Source organism: Acetoanaerobium noterae, assembly GCF_900168025.1.
Classification (GTDB): domain Bacteria; phylum Bacillota; class Clostridia; order Peptostreptococcales; family Filifactoraceae; genus Acetoanaerobium; species Acetoanaerobium noterae.
Genome location: NZ_FUYN01000008.1, coordinates 1 through 17,656, shown reverse-complemented (window position 1 = coordinate 17,656; position 17,656 = coordinate 1). Strand labels below are relative to the sequence as shown.

Genomic DNA, 17,656 nt, shown 5'->3' with positions numbered 1-17,656 from the left:
GGGATATTAACAATGGCAATGTACAGAAAATTAGGCATGGTTTCTTCTCACAGAAAAGCAGTACTTAGAAACCTTGCTACAGACATACTAAAGCACGGAAGAGTTACAACTACTGAAACTAGAGCTAAAGAAGCTAGAAGAATGGTAGAAAAGATGATTACTCTTGGTAAAAGAGGAGATCTTCATGCCAGAAGACAAGCTATGGCTTACATGATGGATGAAACTGTTGTAAAAACTCTATTTGATGAAATCGCACCTAAGTATAGTGAAAGAAAAGGTGGATACACAAGAATAATGAAACTTGGACCAAGACGTGGAGATGGCGCACCAATGGCTATCATTGAACTGGTTTAATTAAAACATAAAAATACCCTTATCGAAAGTGATGCTTTCGATAAGGGTATTTTTAATGGGTAATTTTTTAATATAAAAAGGTCTAAAACTTTTAGCAGTCAAATCATTACTTCATAAAGAAAACTTTTGCAACAAGTAGTCCCATGCTCACGAGTAAAAGAATAAAGGATATAATAAACAAGCTCTTATACAGTATTTTCATATTCTTACCTCCTAGTTGTTTTTTAATCGTCTTTCTTGAGTAGCAAGAAATGACAGATTCTTATTTTCTATTTCGGTAAAATTCTCAACAATGTCGTTAGGACTTTTAATACTCATATCAGGATTGTACCAAGGCTTTTCGTCAAAGTAGCGCTGATTGGCTCCTGGGCCAAAATAATATCCATGTCTGGCATACATCTCGTTAATAGCAAGTCTTAAATCCTTTGAGCTCATTCCAATAATATCATCAAGAGTAAGCTCCTTTGTACTGCTAGGAAGCAGATAATCTTCATCTAGAGCGCCATCAGAAGAACCGCCATCAGAAGAATTATTCTCAGAAATAGCTTCATCCTCATTAGAAGCACCACCAGAATCTGGCTCTGCATTATCTTCAGCTGAATCATCGTTAGGTACAGGAGTATCAGCATCATCATCGGGTTTATCAGATTTAAACTTCTCAGCTACAGAGGAATAAATTTCATTAAATGATATTTTAGGAAGAATATCCATTGTAGCTACACCATAAATAAGTAGAGCAACTAAGAAAAAAGCCACTGGAATAATAATATTAAGCTTCTTTTTTCTACGATTTTTTTTGATATTTGAGGTATATCTTAGCAACCTGTTATATTTAGGCTTATCTAAATGCACTTCGAAAAAATCTCTGTTTTTTTCGAAAAGATTTAAAAATTTATCTGCATCCTTTTCGACTTCATAAGCCATTAGAGTAAGTTCAAACAAAATTTTAGTGTGGTATTTATTCAATAAAAGCTGCTGCTTTACATTTGCAAATTTTGTTATGTAAGCTCTATTTTCTTCAACTAAATTAAAAGCTTCGTCAAAATTTCGTTTTAAAATTAATTCATCTATATTCTTAAACAAATCGTCTATTTTTAGTTCTGAATCAGTAGGTAAATTATTTTCTGGCATATAAGCACCTCCTTTTATATTTTCCAATGAGTTGATAAAGACTTGGTATAGAATTTATATCAAACTATTATTGAAATAGATTTTTACTATATAAAATAAGAAAGTTTTACTTTTAGATATTATAACACAATATATGACTATATTGATATTTCTGCTAAGTTACACTTTGTAAAAAATTCTTCCTAACTAAAAATATTTTTATGGTTAATTATAGTACCAAATACGTATGTAATATTTAAAAGAGAGTAAAAATATGTTAATATTAAGGTTAGGCATAATTAAGCTTAGTAATTAAAAGGGAGAAAATAATGAAGCCAATTATAAAAATTGATAATCTCACCTATGAATATACAGATGGAGAAAGAGTAGTAAAAGCAATAGATGAAGTGACATTAGACGTACACGAAGGAGAATTTCTAGTTGTGATAGGTCATAATGGCTCTGGAAAATCTACGCTTGCAAAACACTTAAATGCTATACTGCTTCCGACCTCTGGGAAAGTATATGTAGATGGATTAGATACCTCGGTATTAGAAAATACTTTTGATATAAGACAAACAGCTGGAATGGTATTTCAAAATCCAGATAACCAAATAGTTGCTACTGTAGTGGAAGAGGATGTGGCATTTGGACCAGAAAATCTAGGAATAGAACCAAAAGAAATAAGAAAAAGAGTAGATGAAGCTCTTGCAAATGTAGGGATGAGTGAGTTTGCAAAAAAAGCCCCTCACCTTTTATCTGGAGGACAAAAGCAAAGAATCGCAATAGCAGGAATAATAGCGATGAAACCTAGATGCATCATCATGGATGAACCCACTGCTATGCTAGACCCAAGAGGGCGTAAAGAAGTAATGGATACCGTATATAGACTTAATAAAGAAGATAAAATAACTGTCATTCATATCACTCACTTTATGGAAGAAGCAGTAAATGCTGATAGAGTATGTGTAATGGAAGATGGAAAGCTTATAATGCAAGGAAAGCCTAGAGAAATATTCAAGCAAGTAGATAAATTAAAAAAACTAGGGCTAGATGTTCCTCAGATGACAGAACTAGCATATGAGCTAAGAAATGAGAATATAGATATTGAAGATGATATTCTCACTGTGGAAGAGATGGTGAACAGATTATGTCAGTAGTTATAAAAGATTTAGTTCATGTTTATAATCCAGGCTCTCCATTTGAAAGCACAGCTCTAAATGGAGTAAATCTTGAGATAGGAAAAGGAGAGTTTATTGGACTAATAGGTCATACAGGTTCAGGAAAGTCAACTCTCATACAGCATCTTAACGGACTGCTTAAGCCATCATCAGGCACTATACTTATAAATGGACTTGATATCACAAAAAAAGAAACCTCGCTTATTGAAATTAGAAAAAACGTAGGACTTGTATTTCAATACCCTGAGTATCAACTTTTCGAAGAAACAATATATAAGGACATCGCTTTTGGCCCTGGTAACTTGGGACTTTCAGAAGAAGAAATTGATGTAAGAGTAAGAGAAGCTATGGAAATTACGGGCTTAGATTTTGAGCTTCTAAAGGAAAGGTCGCCTTTTGAGCTTTCTGGAGGTCAAAGAAGAAGGGTAGCAATAGCTGGGGTAATAGCTATGAAGCCAGAAGTTCTTATTTTAGATGAGCCTACAGCTGGACTAGACCCAAGAGGTAGAGATGAAATCTTGCAGGAGATAAAAGAAATTCACAAAAGACATAATACCACAATAATACTCGTATCTCACTCTATGGAAGATATTTCGAAATTAGTCGACAAAATTATCGTTATGAATAGAGGACAAATAGAATTCGTAGGCTCGCCTAGAGAGATATTCAAGCATGAGATTAGATTAAAAGAAATAGGACTAGGAGTACCAAAAGTAGTAGAGCTAGTAAAAGCACTCAGAGAAAAAGGGTTTGATATAGCTGAGGACAGAATGACAATAGAAGAGGTAAAGGAAGAAATAATTAGAATTTTAAGGAGTAAGAAGGATGCTTAAAGATATAACAATAGGACAGTACTACCCTACAGATTCCATAATTCACCGATTAGATCCCAGAGTAAAGATACTATTCACCTTTATCTTTATGATATCTTTATTTGTCATAAATACCTTTGCTCCCTACGCCCTTATATTAGCTTTCTTACTTGTGATAATAAAAGTATCAAAGATACCATTAAAATACATTCTAAAAGGCTTAAAACCACTTTGGATATTGCTTATATTGACCTTTTCTATAAATGCATTCTTAAGTCCAGGAGAGCCTATATGGTCGTTTGGATTTTTGAAGCTTACAAGAGAAGGGGTAACTCAAGGTAGCTTTATGCTCTTAAGATTAGTATTTCTTATAATAGGAACCTCTGTACTAACTCTAGCTACAGCACCTATAGAGCTGACAGATGGTATAGAAAAGCTACTAAATCCTCTTAGAGTAATCAAAGTACCAGCTCATGAACTAGCGATGATGATGACTATAGCGCTTAGATTCATACCTACTCTTTTGGATGAAACTGATAAAATAATGAAAGCTCAAATGGCTAGAGGAGCAGATTTTGAAAGTAAAAATATGATAAAAAGAGCAAAAGGGCTTATTCCTCTTCTAGTACCATTATTTATCAGTGCATTTAGAAGAGCTGATGAACTCGCCATGGCTATGGAAGCTAGATGCTATAGAGGTGGAGATGGAAGAACTAGAATGAAAGAGATAAATTTTTCTACTAAAGACTACGTAGCATCTACTATAATAGTAATATATCTAGGCGTAATAGTTGCTATGCGCTGGGTGGGAATCTAATGAGAAATATTCTAATCTTAATTGAATACGATGGAACCAATTATAATGGTTGGCAAAGACAGCCAAATGCTGCTAGCGTTCAAGAAGAGATAGAAAAAGCTATATACAAGGTCACAAAAAAACAAACAGATATTTATGGCTCAGGGAGAACTGATGCAAAAGTGCATGCTCTAGGTCAAGTTGCAAACTTTCACACAGACTCTACTATACCTACTGAAAAATTTGCTGTAGCGCTCAACACCAACCTTCCTGACGACATTGTAATATTAAATAGCATAGAGGTGCCAGAGGAGTTTCATTCTAGATATAGCGCGAAAGTAAAAACCTATAGATATAGAGTTTTAAATACACCAGTTAGAAGACCGATAGAGCGAAACTATGCTTATCATGTCAGAGAAGACTTGGACCTAGATATAATTAAAACTATGGCAAAGCTACTAATAGGAGAGCATGACTTTAAAGCCTTTTCCAGTAGTGGCTCATCCGTAAAAACTACAATAAGAACAATATACGATATAAAAATTACTAAAGAAAATGATATAATAGAATTTGAGTTTACTGGAAATGGTTTTTTATATAACATGGTCAGAATTATAGTAGGAACACTAATAGAACTTGGCAAGAAATCAACTAGGTACGATATACAAAAGGCACTAATGACAGGAGATAGAGGCTTCGCAGGACCAACTGCTCCACCTCAAGGACTTTTTCTAAAAAAAGTAAGTTATAATCTTGACATTAAATCCTAAGTATATTACAATATATTGGTATGTGTAGATAAGTTGTCCAATGCCCCGGACTTTATATACAACCAACTAATTAGTAAGAATCTGGTAAGGAGGAAAATAAATGAAGTCTTATATATCTAAACCTTCTGAGGTTACTAGAAAATGGTACCTTATAGATGCAGAAGGAAAGACGCTTGGTAGAATTTCTACAGAAATCGCAAGATTACTTAGAGGAAAACATAAGGTGACTTTCACACCTCACGTTGATGGTGGGGACTTTGTTATCGTAGTAAACGCTGACAAGGTGGTAGTAACAGGAAACAAAACTGACGATAAAATCTATAGAAGACATACTGGCTATATCGGTAATATGAAAGAAACTAACTTTAGAAAGCTTCAACAAGAAAAGCCTGAAGAAATCATCAAGCTTTCTGTAAGAGGAATGCTACCTAAAAATAAACTTAGAGCTCCAATGATGAAGAGACTAAGAATTTTTGCAGGTAACGAGCATACTCATGCAGCACAAAGCGTTGAGACTTTAAACATATAGTTTGAGAGAAGGGAGGATTTTTTCATGGCAAAAGTACAATATTTCGGAACAGGAAGAAGAAAAAGCTCTGTCGCTAGAGTAAGACTATTACCAGGCGAGGGAAACATTACAATAAATGGAAGAACTCTTGACGAGTATTTCGGTTATGAAACTCAAAAGAGAGAGGTTATGAGACCTCTAACTATTACTGAAACTCTAGGAAGATATGATGTAATAGTAAAAGTAGAAGGCGGAGGATTTACAGGTCAAGCTGGAGCAATTCGTCACGGTATCTCAAGAGCACTACTTAAAGTAGATGCTGAACTTAGACCAACTCTTAAATCAGCTGGATTCTTAACAAGAGACTCTAGAATGAAAGAGAGAAAGAAATACGGTCTTAAAGCAGCTAGAAGAGCGCCACAGTTCTCTAAGCGTTAATATCGATTATATTTATATCAAAATCCCCAAGTCATTATGGCTTGGGGATTTGTTAATTTTAGAGATTATTATACCTAATAAATTTTTACTCCACTTGTTTTTTGTAATACATTGTATTACAATGTAAATAAAAGGAGTGAAAATTGATGCTTTCAATAAGATGTAGTTCAGAAGATGAGAATTTAATAAAAAAATTTGCAGCCATAAAAAAACAAAGTGTATCAGAGTTTTTGAGACAAGCAGCACTGGAAAAAATAGAAGATGAATATGATTTAAAGCTAGTAAAAGACTATTTAGATAAAAAAGAAAAAATGAGTTTTTATTCTGCTGATGAAGTAGAAAAGGAACTTGGTATATGAGTTATAAATTAATTTATTCAGAAGATAGCTTAAAGCAGTTAAAAAAATTAGACAAGTCCGTTCAAAAACTAATTGTACGATATCTTAGAAATCTTGAAACTTTAGAAGAACCTAGAGCAAAAGGAAAGGCTCTATCTGCTAATTTAAAAGGATTTTGGAGATATCGTATTGCAGATTATAGAGTAATATGTGAAATTGATGATGACACGATAATTATTATAGTAGTAGATATAGGGCACAGAAAAAATATTTATGACTAGTTCAAAAGTTATTAAGCTAGATAATTATAAAATCCTAGATAACAAAGCATCTACAAGTGTATAAAAGTAGAGCTTAATCTAGGATTTTTCTATTGTGAATAAATTTGTTGTTTCAGTATTATAGATTGATAACTTAGGTGTTTTTAAAAATAAATGAAATTGAACACTTTTAAGATATGGTTATTGTGGTTGTTGCATTGTTTGCCATGATTAATTCATCTGGCCTGAACTGATATCCCATACGTGTCATTTTATTTGTAGCTGGGTCGAAAAAATGTATTGCTACTACTATTCTGGTTGTCTTCCATGATAAGTTTCCTGCGGTGTAGTTTCCTGTGGATACAACTGAGAAGGTTGCTGCTTGATTGACTTCGTTTCCATCGGCACCTATAGTTGTAAGAAAATCTATGGTGTCTTTGACTCCACCCATCGAATTGGGGCTATTTTCGATGTTGAAGTATTTGCCCTCTTCTGTAAGTAGTGGATAAGAAGTGTGTGGGTCAAATTCTTCTGCTGATGCCACGTTTAACATTGGTACAAGTAATGTTAAAACAAGAAATAAACTTAATAGTTTGTTTAACTTTTTCATAGTCTACCTCCTATTCTAACCTTTGCCATTCGGTTCTATAATTCACTTCAGTAGTTAATCTCACTCCACCGTTTTCGTAAGACGTTCCTACTTGAAATACTCTATAGTATAAAGTTCCGTTATCTGTCTTTACTTCCAATCCAGCTATACCAGGGATACCAACCTCATGGACAGTGTCTTTATTTACAAGCCATTTTGTTCCACTAGGTGGTACGGCTTTTTCTACGAATCGATTAGCCATATGTCCTCTAGCGGCTTCTTCATATACAGCGACTTGCTTATCCCACAAAGCTCGAGTCATGTTTGGTATTGCTAAAATACCATCGACTACAAGTTTCTCTTGAGCCTCATTTAAAACTCCTGTTGGAGTTGATGGGATATCAGTTACTGATCCGCCTATAGGTGCCACTGGCGGAGTTGGAGCAGTTGGCTTTTCTATTAAACCTGCCTTTGCGGCTAGATTTGATACTAGAGCTATTGCTTCTTGCTTTGTCATATTGTTTGTAGGCTTAAATGTTCCGTCTGGATATCCGCCTATTCCACCTGCATTTGATAATGAGCCTACGCTTTCTTTTGCCCAGTCAGCTATCTTTGCCTTGTCTGAAAACTTATCTACATTCTTAGTTTGCCCTATATTTGTCAGCTGCTTTTCAGCTTGGTTTGCCATAACTGCTATCTCTTGTCTAGTGATGTTATTATATGGCTTAAATGAACCATCAGGATATCCACCAACAATACCTAGCTTATTTGCCATTACAATAAGAGGATTCTTTGTGTCAGTGAACTTTGATTCTGATGGCGATGGAATACTAGTTTGCTTTTCTACAGCGTTGTAATATGTTGTTATAAGCTCTGCAAATTCCTCTCTTGATACATTCTTTGTAAGGTCTGCATCATCTTTTAATGCTCCAGGAATTAGATTAGCTTTTTCCATTGCTGTTACAGATGGCTTTGCCCAGCTATCTGCTATAGCCTCAGCAAAAACAGGGTTTGATATTTGATATGATGAAGTTAATACCATTGATATTAATATAAACTTTGCTAGTGATGATTTAAATTTCATAAGTTCCTCCTAGGGGTATAATTGATTTACTCTATTACTAATATTTTAACAAAAAAACTAAAATATGATACAGTTTTATCATCATAATTTAGTTAATAAGCACATTTTTATTAAATAAATATTTAATAAAAGACCGAAAATAGAAAAAACTCGGCTAATCCATATATGGATTAGCCGAGTTTTTAGCTATTTAATACCCAGGAAAATTAAATATTAAAACAAAATATAGATAATATTTTTTGTAAGGCAATAAAAGTATTAAAGCTTTATAATAAGAATTATATTAAACTCATAAGTCCTTATGGCTTAGGGATTTGTTGTAGGAGGTAGAAAAAATGAAAATAGTAGTAAGTGCTTGTCTTCTTGGTGAAAATTGTAAATACAATGGAGGAAATAATTTAAGTGAAGCAGTGGTAAGCTATGTAAAGGGACATGAAGTAATTGAGATATGTCCTGAAATGCTGGCTGGACTTGGATGTCCAAGACCACCTGTAGAGCTAGTAAATGGAATAATTATGACAAAAGATGGGATTAATCTGGATGATAAATTTCATGAAGGTATGAGATTAGCGATGGAAATGATAGAAGGAAAGGAAGTAGATTTAGCTATATTACAATCTAGAAGCCCTACCTGCGGAGTAAAGCAAATTTATGATGGAAGCTTTAATGGGAATTTGATTAAAGGACAGGGAATATTTGCAAAAGCTCTTATAGCTCAAGGTATTAAAACCATAGATTCAGAAGATATAAGCTAATAATTACATAATACTTATTTCTCATAATAATTCAAAATCCAAATTAATAATGTAAATGCTTGACATTTTTGTTCTATTTGATATCATTATGATATCAAATAGAATTTTTTAGTCAGGTAAGTTTTTATAGATTAGATAGATTTAGACTATGAAATTCTTAAAGGCTATATGATTTTCCTTTGATACAGCCTTTGGTTATTTTATTTTTTTATGATTTTGATTTTGGAATGGGGGATTTGTCATGCAAGAGAAAATTTTGAACAAAAAGAAAAATGGTATGCTTGCTTTAATATTAATTATTCTATCTTACCTATTAGCTATTGGTGGATTAATAATCTTTGCAAGTAGTAGCACAGCGCTACTGATGGTAGTGTGTATTTTGTGGCTAAGTATAGGCTGGATATCTTTACTTGGATTAAAAATATTGAAGCCTCAAGAAGCTTTAGTTCTTACACTTTTTGGTAAGTATATAGGAACATTAAAAGAAGAAGGCTTTTACTACGTAAATCCATTTTGCTCTAGTGTGAATCCAGCTTCTAAAACAAAGCTTAAACAAAGTGGAGATGTAGATGCAACAAATAACACAGGAATAACTATTGGAAGCATCGGGGGACATGCAAACGTAGAGGCTAACAATAAAAGGATATCACTTAAAATCATGACACTTAGCAATAACAAGCAGAAAATAAATGACTGCTTGGGGAATCCTATTGAAATAGGAATAGCTGTGACATGGAAGGTAGTAGATACTGCAAAAGCTGTATTTGCTGTAGATAACTTCAAAGAATATCTTTCTCTTCAATGTGACTCAGCACTTAGAAATATAGTTCGTACCTATCCATATGATGTAGCTAATAATATAGATACAACAGGAGATGGAATAGCTGATGACGGGAGCCTTAGAGGTTCAAGCGAGCTAGTAGCTTTAAAAATAAAAGAAGAAATTCAATCAAAAGTAGCAGAAGCAGGATTAGAAATATTAGAAGCTCGTATCACCTACCTAGCATATGCACCTGAAATCGCAGCAGTAATGCTACAAAGGCAACAAGCTTCAGCTATCATAGACGCTAGAAAAATGATAGTAGATGGGGCTGTAGGAATGGTAGAAATGGCATTAGATAAACTTAATGAAAACAAAGTAGTAGAGCTAGATGAAGAGCGAAAAGCAGCTATGGTATCTAATCTACTTGTTGTATTATGTGGAAACCATGATGCACAGCCTATTGTTAATTCAGGAAGTTTATATTAGTAACTTCGAAAAGTGAGATGATGTGATATGAGTGAAAATCGCAAAAAACAAATTCCTTTGCGATTATCGACTAAGCTTTATGATGCAATTGCCTCTTGGGCTGAAGATGATTTTAGATCAGTAAATGGGCAAATCGAATACCTTCTTACAGAATGTGTGAGACAGCGTAAAAAAAATGGAAAATATGTTTCTGATGAACTAGATATACCGCCTGAACTGGATATTGAGTAAGAAATACATCAATTAGAGAAGTAAAGATTGATTATGAATCTAGCTTTGATATATCCAAAACAACAGCTATTATAAATCCCTAAATCGTTTATGATTTAGGGATTTATTTTTATAATAGTTTTAAAAATTCTGTATTCAAGTTAAAATGGCAAGCGTATAATTAAGCATATGAGGAGGGGTGTTGATGGACGAGTTATACAATATGATTTACAAAAGAAAATCTATAAGAAAATTTGATTCTAGCCTTAGTGTATCTGATGAGGAGCTAGAGCTAATAAAAAGCCAGTTTGAAAAAGTAATTCCGCTTATTCCAGAGATTAAAATTAAATTTGAAATAGTAAAAAAATCAGAAACGACAGCTAAATATGGTGAATATGCTCTGCTATTTTATAGCGAGAATAAGGATAATTATCTATTAAACGCAGGCTATGTGTTAGAACAGATGGATTTATTTATGGCATCCATAAATGTAGGAGCCTGTTGGTATGGAATGGCAAAGCCAAAGTCCGATTTTGGAAGCGGTCTTGACTATGTGATTATGCTTGTATTTGGAAAAAGCAAAGAAACAGATTTTAGAACAGATTTTTCAAACTGCAAGAGAAAATCTGAAGCTGAATTATTTAGTGGGGATTTTGATAAGGAAATACTAAACCTAGTAAGATATGCACCTAGCGCCTGTAACTCTCAGCCTTGGAGAGCTTCATTTGATGATAATAAAATTAAGATTTATAGAAATACAAAAGTAAAATCCTTTATTCCCTTTGTAAAGTTACCTTATTACAATTCGCTTGATATGGGTATATTTCTCTGCTACCTAGAGATAATTATAAATAAGCATGAGTATAAGTTTGAAAGAACTATTATAAATAAAAATGAAAAAGATAGTTTAGGATGGATAGAAATAGCGGAATATAAGTTATAAGTATGAATTAATAATTTTTAGTTTATTTATAGTGGGATTTTAATATGGATAATTATTCAAGTATATGAGACAATAGTATCATAAGAACTGGTAAATATTGCAAAACAAAAAGCCTGCAAAGCAGACTTCGAGATGCACACACTGTGCGGAACGGTAAACCGAACGATTTGAATAAATTTTTATTTGAACTCGTAGTGTAATTCTATAGGGTAATCATCCTATAGCAAAACAATACCATATAATAAGAGGTGAAGTCAAGATGCAAACGGGGTATTATTTGGGATTAGATATTGGTAGCAATTCTGTAGGTTATGCAGTTACTGATGAGAATTATGTTATAAAGAAATTCAATAAGAAGGCTATGTGGGGTAGCCATGTTTTTGAAGAAGGAAAACAATCTGCTGAAAGAAGAATTTTTCGAGCTTCTAGAAGACGACTTCAAAGAAAAAAACAGAGAATACAGCTTGCAAGAGAACTATTTGCAAAAGAAATTGCAAAAGTGGATGAGGATTTTTTTAAAAGGCTAGATGAGAGTGCTCTTCACAGAATAGATAAGACTGTAGACACAAGATATTCATTGTTTGATGACATAAAAATTAATGATAAATCTTACCATAAAGATTATCCTACTATTCATCATCTAATTATGGATTTGATTAATACGACTGAATCTAAAGATATTAGATTAGTATATCTAGCAGTTTCATACATCTTATCAAATAGAGGACATTTTTTAATTGAAGTAGATAAAAATGATATTAAAAATGTAATACTATTTGATAACGTCTATTCTTCTTTTAAAGACTTTTTTTCAGAAAATGAAGTCGAGTCTAACTGGACAGATGAGATTAAAGATGAATTAGGTAAAATTCTGAAAAAGAAGATAGGAATGAAAGAGAAGCAAAAGCAAATAAAAGAATTGGCTTTTAGCAACAAGAAAAAATTGGATAAAAGTGAAGAAACAATAATAAAGGCAATTACTGGAGCTAAGATAAAATTATCTGATTTATGCGATAATAATATTTATGATGATATTGAGAATAATACTATATCATTTGCAGACTCGGATTTTGATGAAAAATTAGCTTCTTTAAGTGAAGTTTTAGAAGATATAGATTTCGATTTAGTTACTAGAATCAAAGCGATTTATGATTGGTCAGTGCTTTCTAATATTTTAAAAGAAAAAGAATTTATTTCCGAAGCAAAAGTTGAAATGTATAAAAAACATAAAAAAGATTTAGCGCTTTTAAAAAGTCTTGTAAAAAAATATATACCAAAAAAATATTATGAAATTTTCAGAGCATCTGCGAAAGATCTTGATAATTATGTAGCCTATTCTGGGAATTTTAAGTCTGTTAAAAATAAAACAACTAATGAAAAAGAAGTAGAATATCAAAAGACTGATAATGAAAAATTTTGCAAATACATTCAGAAGATGTTAAAGAATATAGATGTTCTTGATGAAGATAAGGCTAAGTTTGATGATTTAATGTCTAGACTAGAGTTGAAAAATGAGTTTATGCCAAAGCAAATACACACAGATAATGGAGTTATTCCTTATCAAGTATATAGACATGAATTAAAAGAGTTACTAGAAAATATGTCTAATTTCCATACTTTTTTAAAGGAAAAAGATGGTGATGGATTAACAATAATTGATAAATTGCTTTCTATTATTGAGTTTAGAATCCCTTATTATATAGGACCACTAAATGATTATCACAAGAAATTTTCATGGATAAAAAGAAAAGCTGATGGAAGAATTTTACCTTGGAATATTCATGAAATGGTTGATTATGAACAAAGCGAAGAAGCTTTTATTAGAAAGATGACTGCAAAATGTACCTATCTAGCTGGAGAAGATGTTCTTTGTAAAAATTCATTATTATATTGTAAATATATGGTGCTTAATGAAATCAATAATATAAAAATATCAGATTATCCAATAACTATTGAATGCAAACAGCATTTATATAAAGATTTATTTGAAAATAGTCAAAAGAAAATTACTAAAAAAAGATTAAAGGATTGGCTTGTTAGCAATAACTATATGCAAGCACATGATGAAGTAAGAGGAATAGATGATGATATAAAATCTTCACTTAGTTCATATCATAAATTTAGAAAGCTGTTGACTCAAGGGATACTAAATGAAGCACAAGTAGAAAATATTATTTCTAGAATATCTTTTACCACGGATAAAAAGAGATTACAGGAATATCTGAAAACCGAATATCCTTCTTTAATAGAAGAAGACATAAAATATATAGCAAATATGAAATTTAAAGATTACGGTAGACTTTCTTACAAGTTACTTTCAGGAGTACAAGCAACAATACCAGAAACTGGAGAATACGTTACTTTAGTGGGAGCTTTATGGAATACAAATTACAATTTAATGCAGCTTCTATCTCAGCAGTTTAATTTCTATAAGCAAATTGAGCTTCACAATAAAGAATATTACGAGCAATATCCTACAAATATAAATACAATGCTAGAAGAAATGTATATTTCAAATGCTGTTAAAAGACCTATATATAGAACTCTAGATATAGTTAAAGAAATAAAAAGTATAATGAAAAATGAACCTATAAAAATATTTATTGAAATGGCAAGAGGAGAACAAGAGAAAAAACGTACTAAATCAAGAAAACAGCAGATAAAAGATTTGTACGATAGTCTAGATGGAGAGCTTAAAGAGCAAAATAAAGAGATAATTAGCAAGTTAGATAATGAACCAGACGACAGGCTAAAAAGTGAGAGGTATTTCTTGTATTATATGCAACTAGGGAGATGCATGTATACAGGAGAAAAAATTGATTTGAGTAAATTAATGGATAATACCTATGATATTGATCATATTTATCCTCAATCTAAAGTTAAGGACGATAGTGTACATAATAACAAAGTTCTTGTTTTGAGCAACGCAAATAGATTAAAAGGAGATATCTATCCCATAAATCAAGACATTCAAAATGCCAGGAAAGGTTTTTGGACTATGCTAGAGTCGAAAAACTTAATAACTAAAGAAAAGCTATATAGATTAACTAGAATGACAGGATTTGCTGATGAAGAGCTAGCTGGGTTTATAAATAGACAGCTAGTGGAAACTAGGCAATCTACTAAGGCAGTTGCAAGAATACTAGAAAATATTTTTCCGAATTCTGAGATAGTATATGTAAAAGCCGGTTTAGTCAGTGAATTTAGACATCAATTTGATATGCTAAAATCAAGAGAAATAAATGATTTACACCATGCTAAGGATGCGTATTTAAATATAGTCATAGGAAATGTATATAATGTTAAATTTACAAAAAATCCACTTAACTTTATAAAATCAAAAGAAAAATACAGCATCAATATTAAAGAAAAAAATGGATTGTTATCTAGAGATATAAAAAGAAACGGTGAGGTAGCATGGATAGCTGATGGAACCACAATTTCTCAGGTTAAGAAAACCATGAGTAAAAATAATATCAATTATGTTAGATATGCTTTTTGCAGAAAAGGCGGTTTCTTTGATCAAAATCCGCTTAAAGCTCCACACAAAGAAAATGCTTTGATTCCAAGAAAGAAACATTTACCTACTGATATATATGGAGGATATAGCGATACAACAGCTAGTTTCTTTACATTAGTAAAACATACGGAAAAAGGGAAACAATGTATATCTATCAAACCGGTAGAACTCCTTTATGCGGATAAATTTATAAATGATGACGAATTTGCAGTTGAGTATTGCAAATTGAAGTTAGGGCTAAATAATCCTGAATTAATTAATAACAGAAAAATAATAAAAATTAATGCAATATTAGAATTAGATGGATTCAGAGCAAATATAGCGTCTAAGTCACATGGTGGGGACAGGATAGTTTTAACTTCAAGTATACCACTAGTCGTTTCTCCTATATACGAAAAATATATTAAAAGAATTACTAGCATAATTGAAAAATCATCAAAAAATCGAACTGAATTAAAAATTAATGAAAATTTTGATAAAATCACAAAAGAACAGAACATTGAATTATATGAAGAAATTTTTAATAAATGCAATCAAAATATTTTTACAAAATTATCTGCGTACAGTACTCTTAAATCAATTTTAGTAGAAGGCTTAGAAAAATTTAAAGTTGCAAATTTGGAAGAACAATCAAAAATTCTTCTAGAGTTAGTTAAATATTTTAAAACAGGAAGAAAAGATACATGTGACCTTAAATCTATTGGGGGATCAAAAAATACTGGAAAAATTTATATTAATTCAAAAATAAATGGAACTAAGTTTAGTTGTATAGAAATCATTGACCAATCTCCTACAGGTTTGTTTGAGAAAAAATCAGGAAATTTATTAGAGCTATGAGTTGGAGAACTTTAGTAATAACAAAAAGATGTAAGCTTGACCTAAAATTAGGCTACCTAGTAATAAGAAGTGATGAAGGGACTAAAAGAGTTCATATTGATGAAATATCGACACTTGTAATAGAAAACACAGCTATATCGATTACAGGATGCTTGATTTGTGAACTTGCATCAAAAAAAGTAAAAGTAATTTTTTGTGACAATAAAAGAAATCCTTGCTCAGAGCTCATGAACTATTATGGTAGCCATGATTGTAGCAGAAAACTAGAAAAACAAATAAAGTGGAATGATTATATCAAACAAACTGTATGGAGTGAAATTGTTACTGAAAAAATTAAAAAGCAATCTAAGTTTTTAAAAGAACTAGAAAAATTTGATGAAGCATTACTTCTAGATGAATACACTACTCAAATTGAACTTTCAGATGTTACAAATAGGGAGGGTCATGCTGCAAAAGTATATTTCAATGCTATTTTTGGAATGGATTTTACTAGAAGTGCTGACAATTCTATTAATGCGGGGCTTAATTATGGATATAGTATATTATTATCTGCATTCAATAGAGAAATAGTAGCTAATGGATATCTTACTCAGCTAGGTATATTTCATAATAATATGTTTAACCAATTTAACCTTAGCTCAGATTTAATGGAGCCATTTAGAATTTTGGTTGACAGGGTTGTTAAGTATAATAATTTTAACGTATTTGAAAAAGACCAAAGGCTTATGCTTATAGATATACTTAATGATACCGTAATAATTGATGGAAAGGAGCAGTTTGTTAGTAATGCGATAAAAATCTATTGTCATAGTATTTTTGAAGCAATTGAAGATAAAGATATATCGCTTATTAAATTTTATAACTATGAGCTATAGATATATGAGAATATTTGTATTTTTCGATTTGCCTACAATAAGTTTAGAAAATCAAAAGGAATATAGAAAATTTAGAAAATATCTAGTAAAAAGCGGATTTATGATGCTTCAGGAATCTGTTTATTGCAAAATAGTATTAAATCAAACTGCAGTAAGTGGAGTATATGACAATCTAAGAAAAAATAAACCACCTAAAGGATTGGTTCAAATACTCACAATCACAGAAAAACAGTTTTCTAAATCAGAGTATTTGATTGGGGAAAATCAATCTGATGTTATAAATAGTGATGAAAGGCTAATTATAATATGAAACTAGTTCATCCATTAATAAGTGAAATAATAAACTTAAGTAATGAAAGCAAAGTAAATATATTGGTGATAGAAAACCAAAAGCTATTTACAAGCATTCTTACAGAATTATATGGACAAATTAATAATTGTAAAGGAAGATTTGTCTTTTCCATAGACAATTCTCCTAAAGAAATATCTAAAAATATTGAAATCATTACTCAATTTATTCCTTTTGAAATTAATAAAAAGACATTAATTGGGAAATTGTTAAAGAAAATGGATACAATCGCCCAAGGAGAAGATTTCTTAATAAAAACTAAAGAATTATATCTATTTATAAGTGAATATGCAAAAATTTTGTCTGAAGAAATAGACCATGATATTGATTTCATATATGAATATGATATATCAAACATCCTAAAGACAATTGACTTTAAATTTAAAGAGGACTATGAATCATTGGCTGAAAAAATAATAGATTATATGTTGCTTGTTAGAGAATTTGATTCCGAAAAATGTTTTATTTTACTAAATTTGAGAAACTATATATCAGATGAAGAAATTGATGATTTCTATAAGACTGTACTGTACAATAAACTTAAAGTATTAATCATAAGTGCTAATGATTATGAGTATTCTGATTATGAAAGCAAGATAGTAATTGATAGTGATTTATGTGAATTTTAGATTTACTGATTCAAAATAATTTATTTTACTCGATAGAATTACACGGCGT

Annotated in this window: 20 protein-coding genes; 17 read left to right on the top strand and 3 right to left on the bottom strand. The window is 31.4% G+C overall.

Going from position 1 to position 17,656, the window contains the following annotated elements; translation table 11 throughout:
• Positions 1-12 precede the first annotated feature (12 nt).
• Positions 13-354, top strand: a complete 342-nt coding sequence (gene rplQ / locus B5X47_RS12265; RefSeq protein ID WP_079590489.1) for a 50S ribosomal protein L17 — start codon at positions 13-15, stop codon at positions 352-354.
• A gap of 213 nt (positions 355-567) precedes the next feature.
• Here the strand turns inward: rplQ and B5X47_RS12260 are convergent, their stop codons facing one another.
• A complete protein-coding gene (locus B5X47_RS12260) occupies positions 568-1,485 on the bottom strand; it encodes a YARHG domain-containing protein (RefSeq protein WP_079590487.1) in 918 nt (305 codons plus the stop codon).
• A 308-nt stretch (positions 1,486-1,793) separates the two neighbouring features.
• On the opposite strand from B5X47_RS12260, the gene B5X47_RS12255 reads away from it, so the two are divergent.
• From B5X47_RS12255 to B5X47_RS12220, 8 genes are all read left to right on the top strand, one after another.
• Positions 1,794-2,624, top strand: a complete 831-nt coding sequence (locus B5X47_RS12255) for an energy-coupling factor transporter ATPase (protein ID WP_013362379.1) — start codon at positions 1,794-1,796, stop codon at positions 2,622-2,624.
• Complete coding sequence (locus B5X47_RS12250; RefSeq protein WP_079590485.1) at positions 2,615-3,478, top strand: energy-coupling factor transporter ATPase; 864 nt, start codon at positions 2,615-2,617, stop codon at positions 3,476-3,478. Before B5X47_RS12255 ends, B5X47_RS12250 begins: the two co-directional genes overlap by 10 nt.
• Positions 3,471-4,274, top strand: a complete 804-nt coding sequence (locus B5X47_RS12245; RefSeq protein WP_013362376.1) for an energy-coupling factor transporter transmembrane component T family protein — start codon at positions 3,471-3,473, stop codon at positions 4,272-4,274. Before B5X47_RS12250 ends, B5X47_RS12245 begins: the two co-directional genes overlap by 8 nt.
• Positions 4,274-5,023, top strand: coding sequence for a tRNA pseudouridine(38-40) synthase TruA (gene truA / locus B5X47_RS12240; RefSeq protein WP_079590483.1), 750 nt, complete (start codon positions 4,274-4,276; stop codon positions 5,021-5,023). The genes B5X47_RS12245 and truA overlap by 1 nt, the downstream gene beginning before the upstream one ends.
• Before the next feature lie 100 nt (positions 5,024-5,123).
• Positions 5,124-5,552 (top strand): 50S ribosomal protein L13, encoded by a 429-nt coding sequence (gene rplM, locus B5X47_RS12235; protein WP_079590481.1) that lies wholly within the window; start codon positions 5,124-5,126, stop codon positions 5,550-5,552.
• Positions 5,553-5,576: 24 nt separating this feature from the next.
• A complete protein-coding gene (gene rpsI / locus B5X47_RS12230) occupies positions 5,577-5,969 on the top strand; it encodes a 30S ribosomal protein S9 (RefSeq protein WP_013362373.1) in 393 nt (130 codons plus the stop codon).
• Between the two features lie 146 nt (positions 5,970-6,115).
• Positions 6,116-6,328 (top strand): type II toxin-antitoxin system RelB family antitoxin, encoded by a 213-nt coding sequence (gene relB / locus B5X47_RS12225; RefSeq protein ID WP_242951053.1) that lies wholly within the window; start codon positions 6,116-6,118, stop codon positions 6,326-6,328.
• Positions 6,325-6,588 carry a type II toxin-antitoxin system RelE family toxin gene (locus tag B5X47_RS12220; protein WP_079590477.1) on the top strand — a complete coding sequence of 88 codons (264 nt, stop codon included), beginning with the start codon at positions 6,325-6,327 and terminating at the stop codon, positions 6,586-6,588. The genes relB and B5X47_RS12220 overlap by 4 nt, the downstream gene beginning before the upstream one ends.
• Before the next feature lie 169 nt (positions 6,589-6,757).
• On the opposite strand, the gene B5X47_RS12215 is transcribed toward B5X47_RS12220, so the two are convergent.
• Positions 6,758-7,177 carry a hypothetical protein gene (locus B5X47_RS12215; RefSeq protein WP_079590475.1) on the bottom strand — a complete coding sequence of 140 codons (420 nt, stop codon included), beginning with the start codon at positions 7,175-7,177 and terminating at the stop codon, positions 6,758-6,760.
• Between the two features lie 10 nt (positions 7,178-7,187).
• The gene (locus B5X47_RS12210; RefSeq protein WP_079590473.1) at positions 7,188-8,240 is read right to left on the bottom strand and encodes an S-layer homology domain-containing protein; all 1,053 of its coding nucleotides are present in this window, start codon (positions 8,238-8,240) and stop codon (positions 7,188-7,190) included.
• A 335-nt stretch (positions 8,241-8,575) separates the two neighbouring features.
• Between B5X47_RS12210 and B5X47_RS12205 the strand changes: the two genes are divergently transcribed.
• The 8 genes from B5X47_RS12205 (at position 8,576) to csn2 (ending at position 17,607) form a co-directional block, all read left to right on the top strand.
• Positions 8,576-8,995: a 2-thiouracil desulfurase family protein gene (locus B5X47_RS12205; protein ID WP_079590471.1), complete on the top strand. Its 420-nt coding sequence runs from the start codon at positions 8,576-8,578 to the stop codon at positions 8,993-8,995.
• Positions 8,996-9,236: 241 nt separating this feature from the next.
• On the top strand, positions 9,237-10,244 hold the full coding sequence (locus tag B5X47_RS12200) for an SPFH domain-containing protein (RefSeq protein ID WP_079590469.1): 1,008 nt from the start codon (positions 9,237-9,239) through the stop codon (positions 10,242-10,244).
• Between the two features lie 27 nt (positions 10,245-10,271).
• A complete protein-coding gene (locus B5X47_RS12195; RefSeq protein ID WP_079590467.1) occupies positions 10,272-10,475 on the top strand; it encodes a type II toxin-antitoxin system antitoxin in 204 nt (67 codons plus the stop codon).
• A gap of 184 nt (positions 10,476-10,659) precedes the next feature.
• Entirely contained in the window at positions 10,660-11,397 is a 738-nt protein-coding gene (locus B5X47_RS12190) for a nitroreductase family protein (protein ID WP_079590465.1), read from the top strand.
• A 259-nt stretch (positions 11,398-11,656) separates the two neighbouring features.
• The gene (gene cas9 / locus B5X47_RS12185; protein WP_079590463.1) at positions 11,657-15,754 is read left to right on the top strand and encodes a type II CRISPR RNA-guided endonuclease Cas9; all 4,098 of its coding nucleotides are present in this window, start codon (positions 11,657-11,659) and stop codon (positions 15,752-15,754) included.
• Complete coding sequence (cas1, locus tag B5X47_RS12180) at positions 15,751-16,629, top strand: type II CRISPR-associated endonuclease Cas1 (RefSeq protein ID WP_079590460.1); 879 nt, start codon at positions 15,751-15,753, stop codon at positions 16,627-16,629. Before cas9 ends, cas1 begins: the two co-directional genes overlap by 4 nt.
• On the top strand, positions 16,619-16,939 hold the full coding sequence (gene cas2, locus B5X47_RS12175) for a CRISPR-associated endonuclease Cas2 (protein WP_242951052.1): 321 nt from the start codon (positions 16,619-16,621) through the stop codon (positions 16,937-16,939). Before cas1 ends, cas2 begins: the two co-directional genes overlap by 11 nt.
• Positions 16,936-17,607 carry a type II-A CRISPR-associated protein Csn2 gene (csn2, locus tag B5X47_RS12170; protein ID WP_079590456.1) on the top strand — a complete coding sequence of 224 codons (672 nt, stop codon included), beginning with the start codon at positions 16,936-16,938 and terminating at the stop codon, positions 17,605-17,607. Before cas2 ends, csn2 begins: the two co-directional genes overlap by 4 nt.
• Positions 17,608-17,656: the final 49 nt, after the last annotated feature.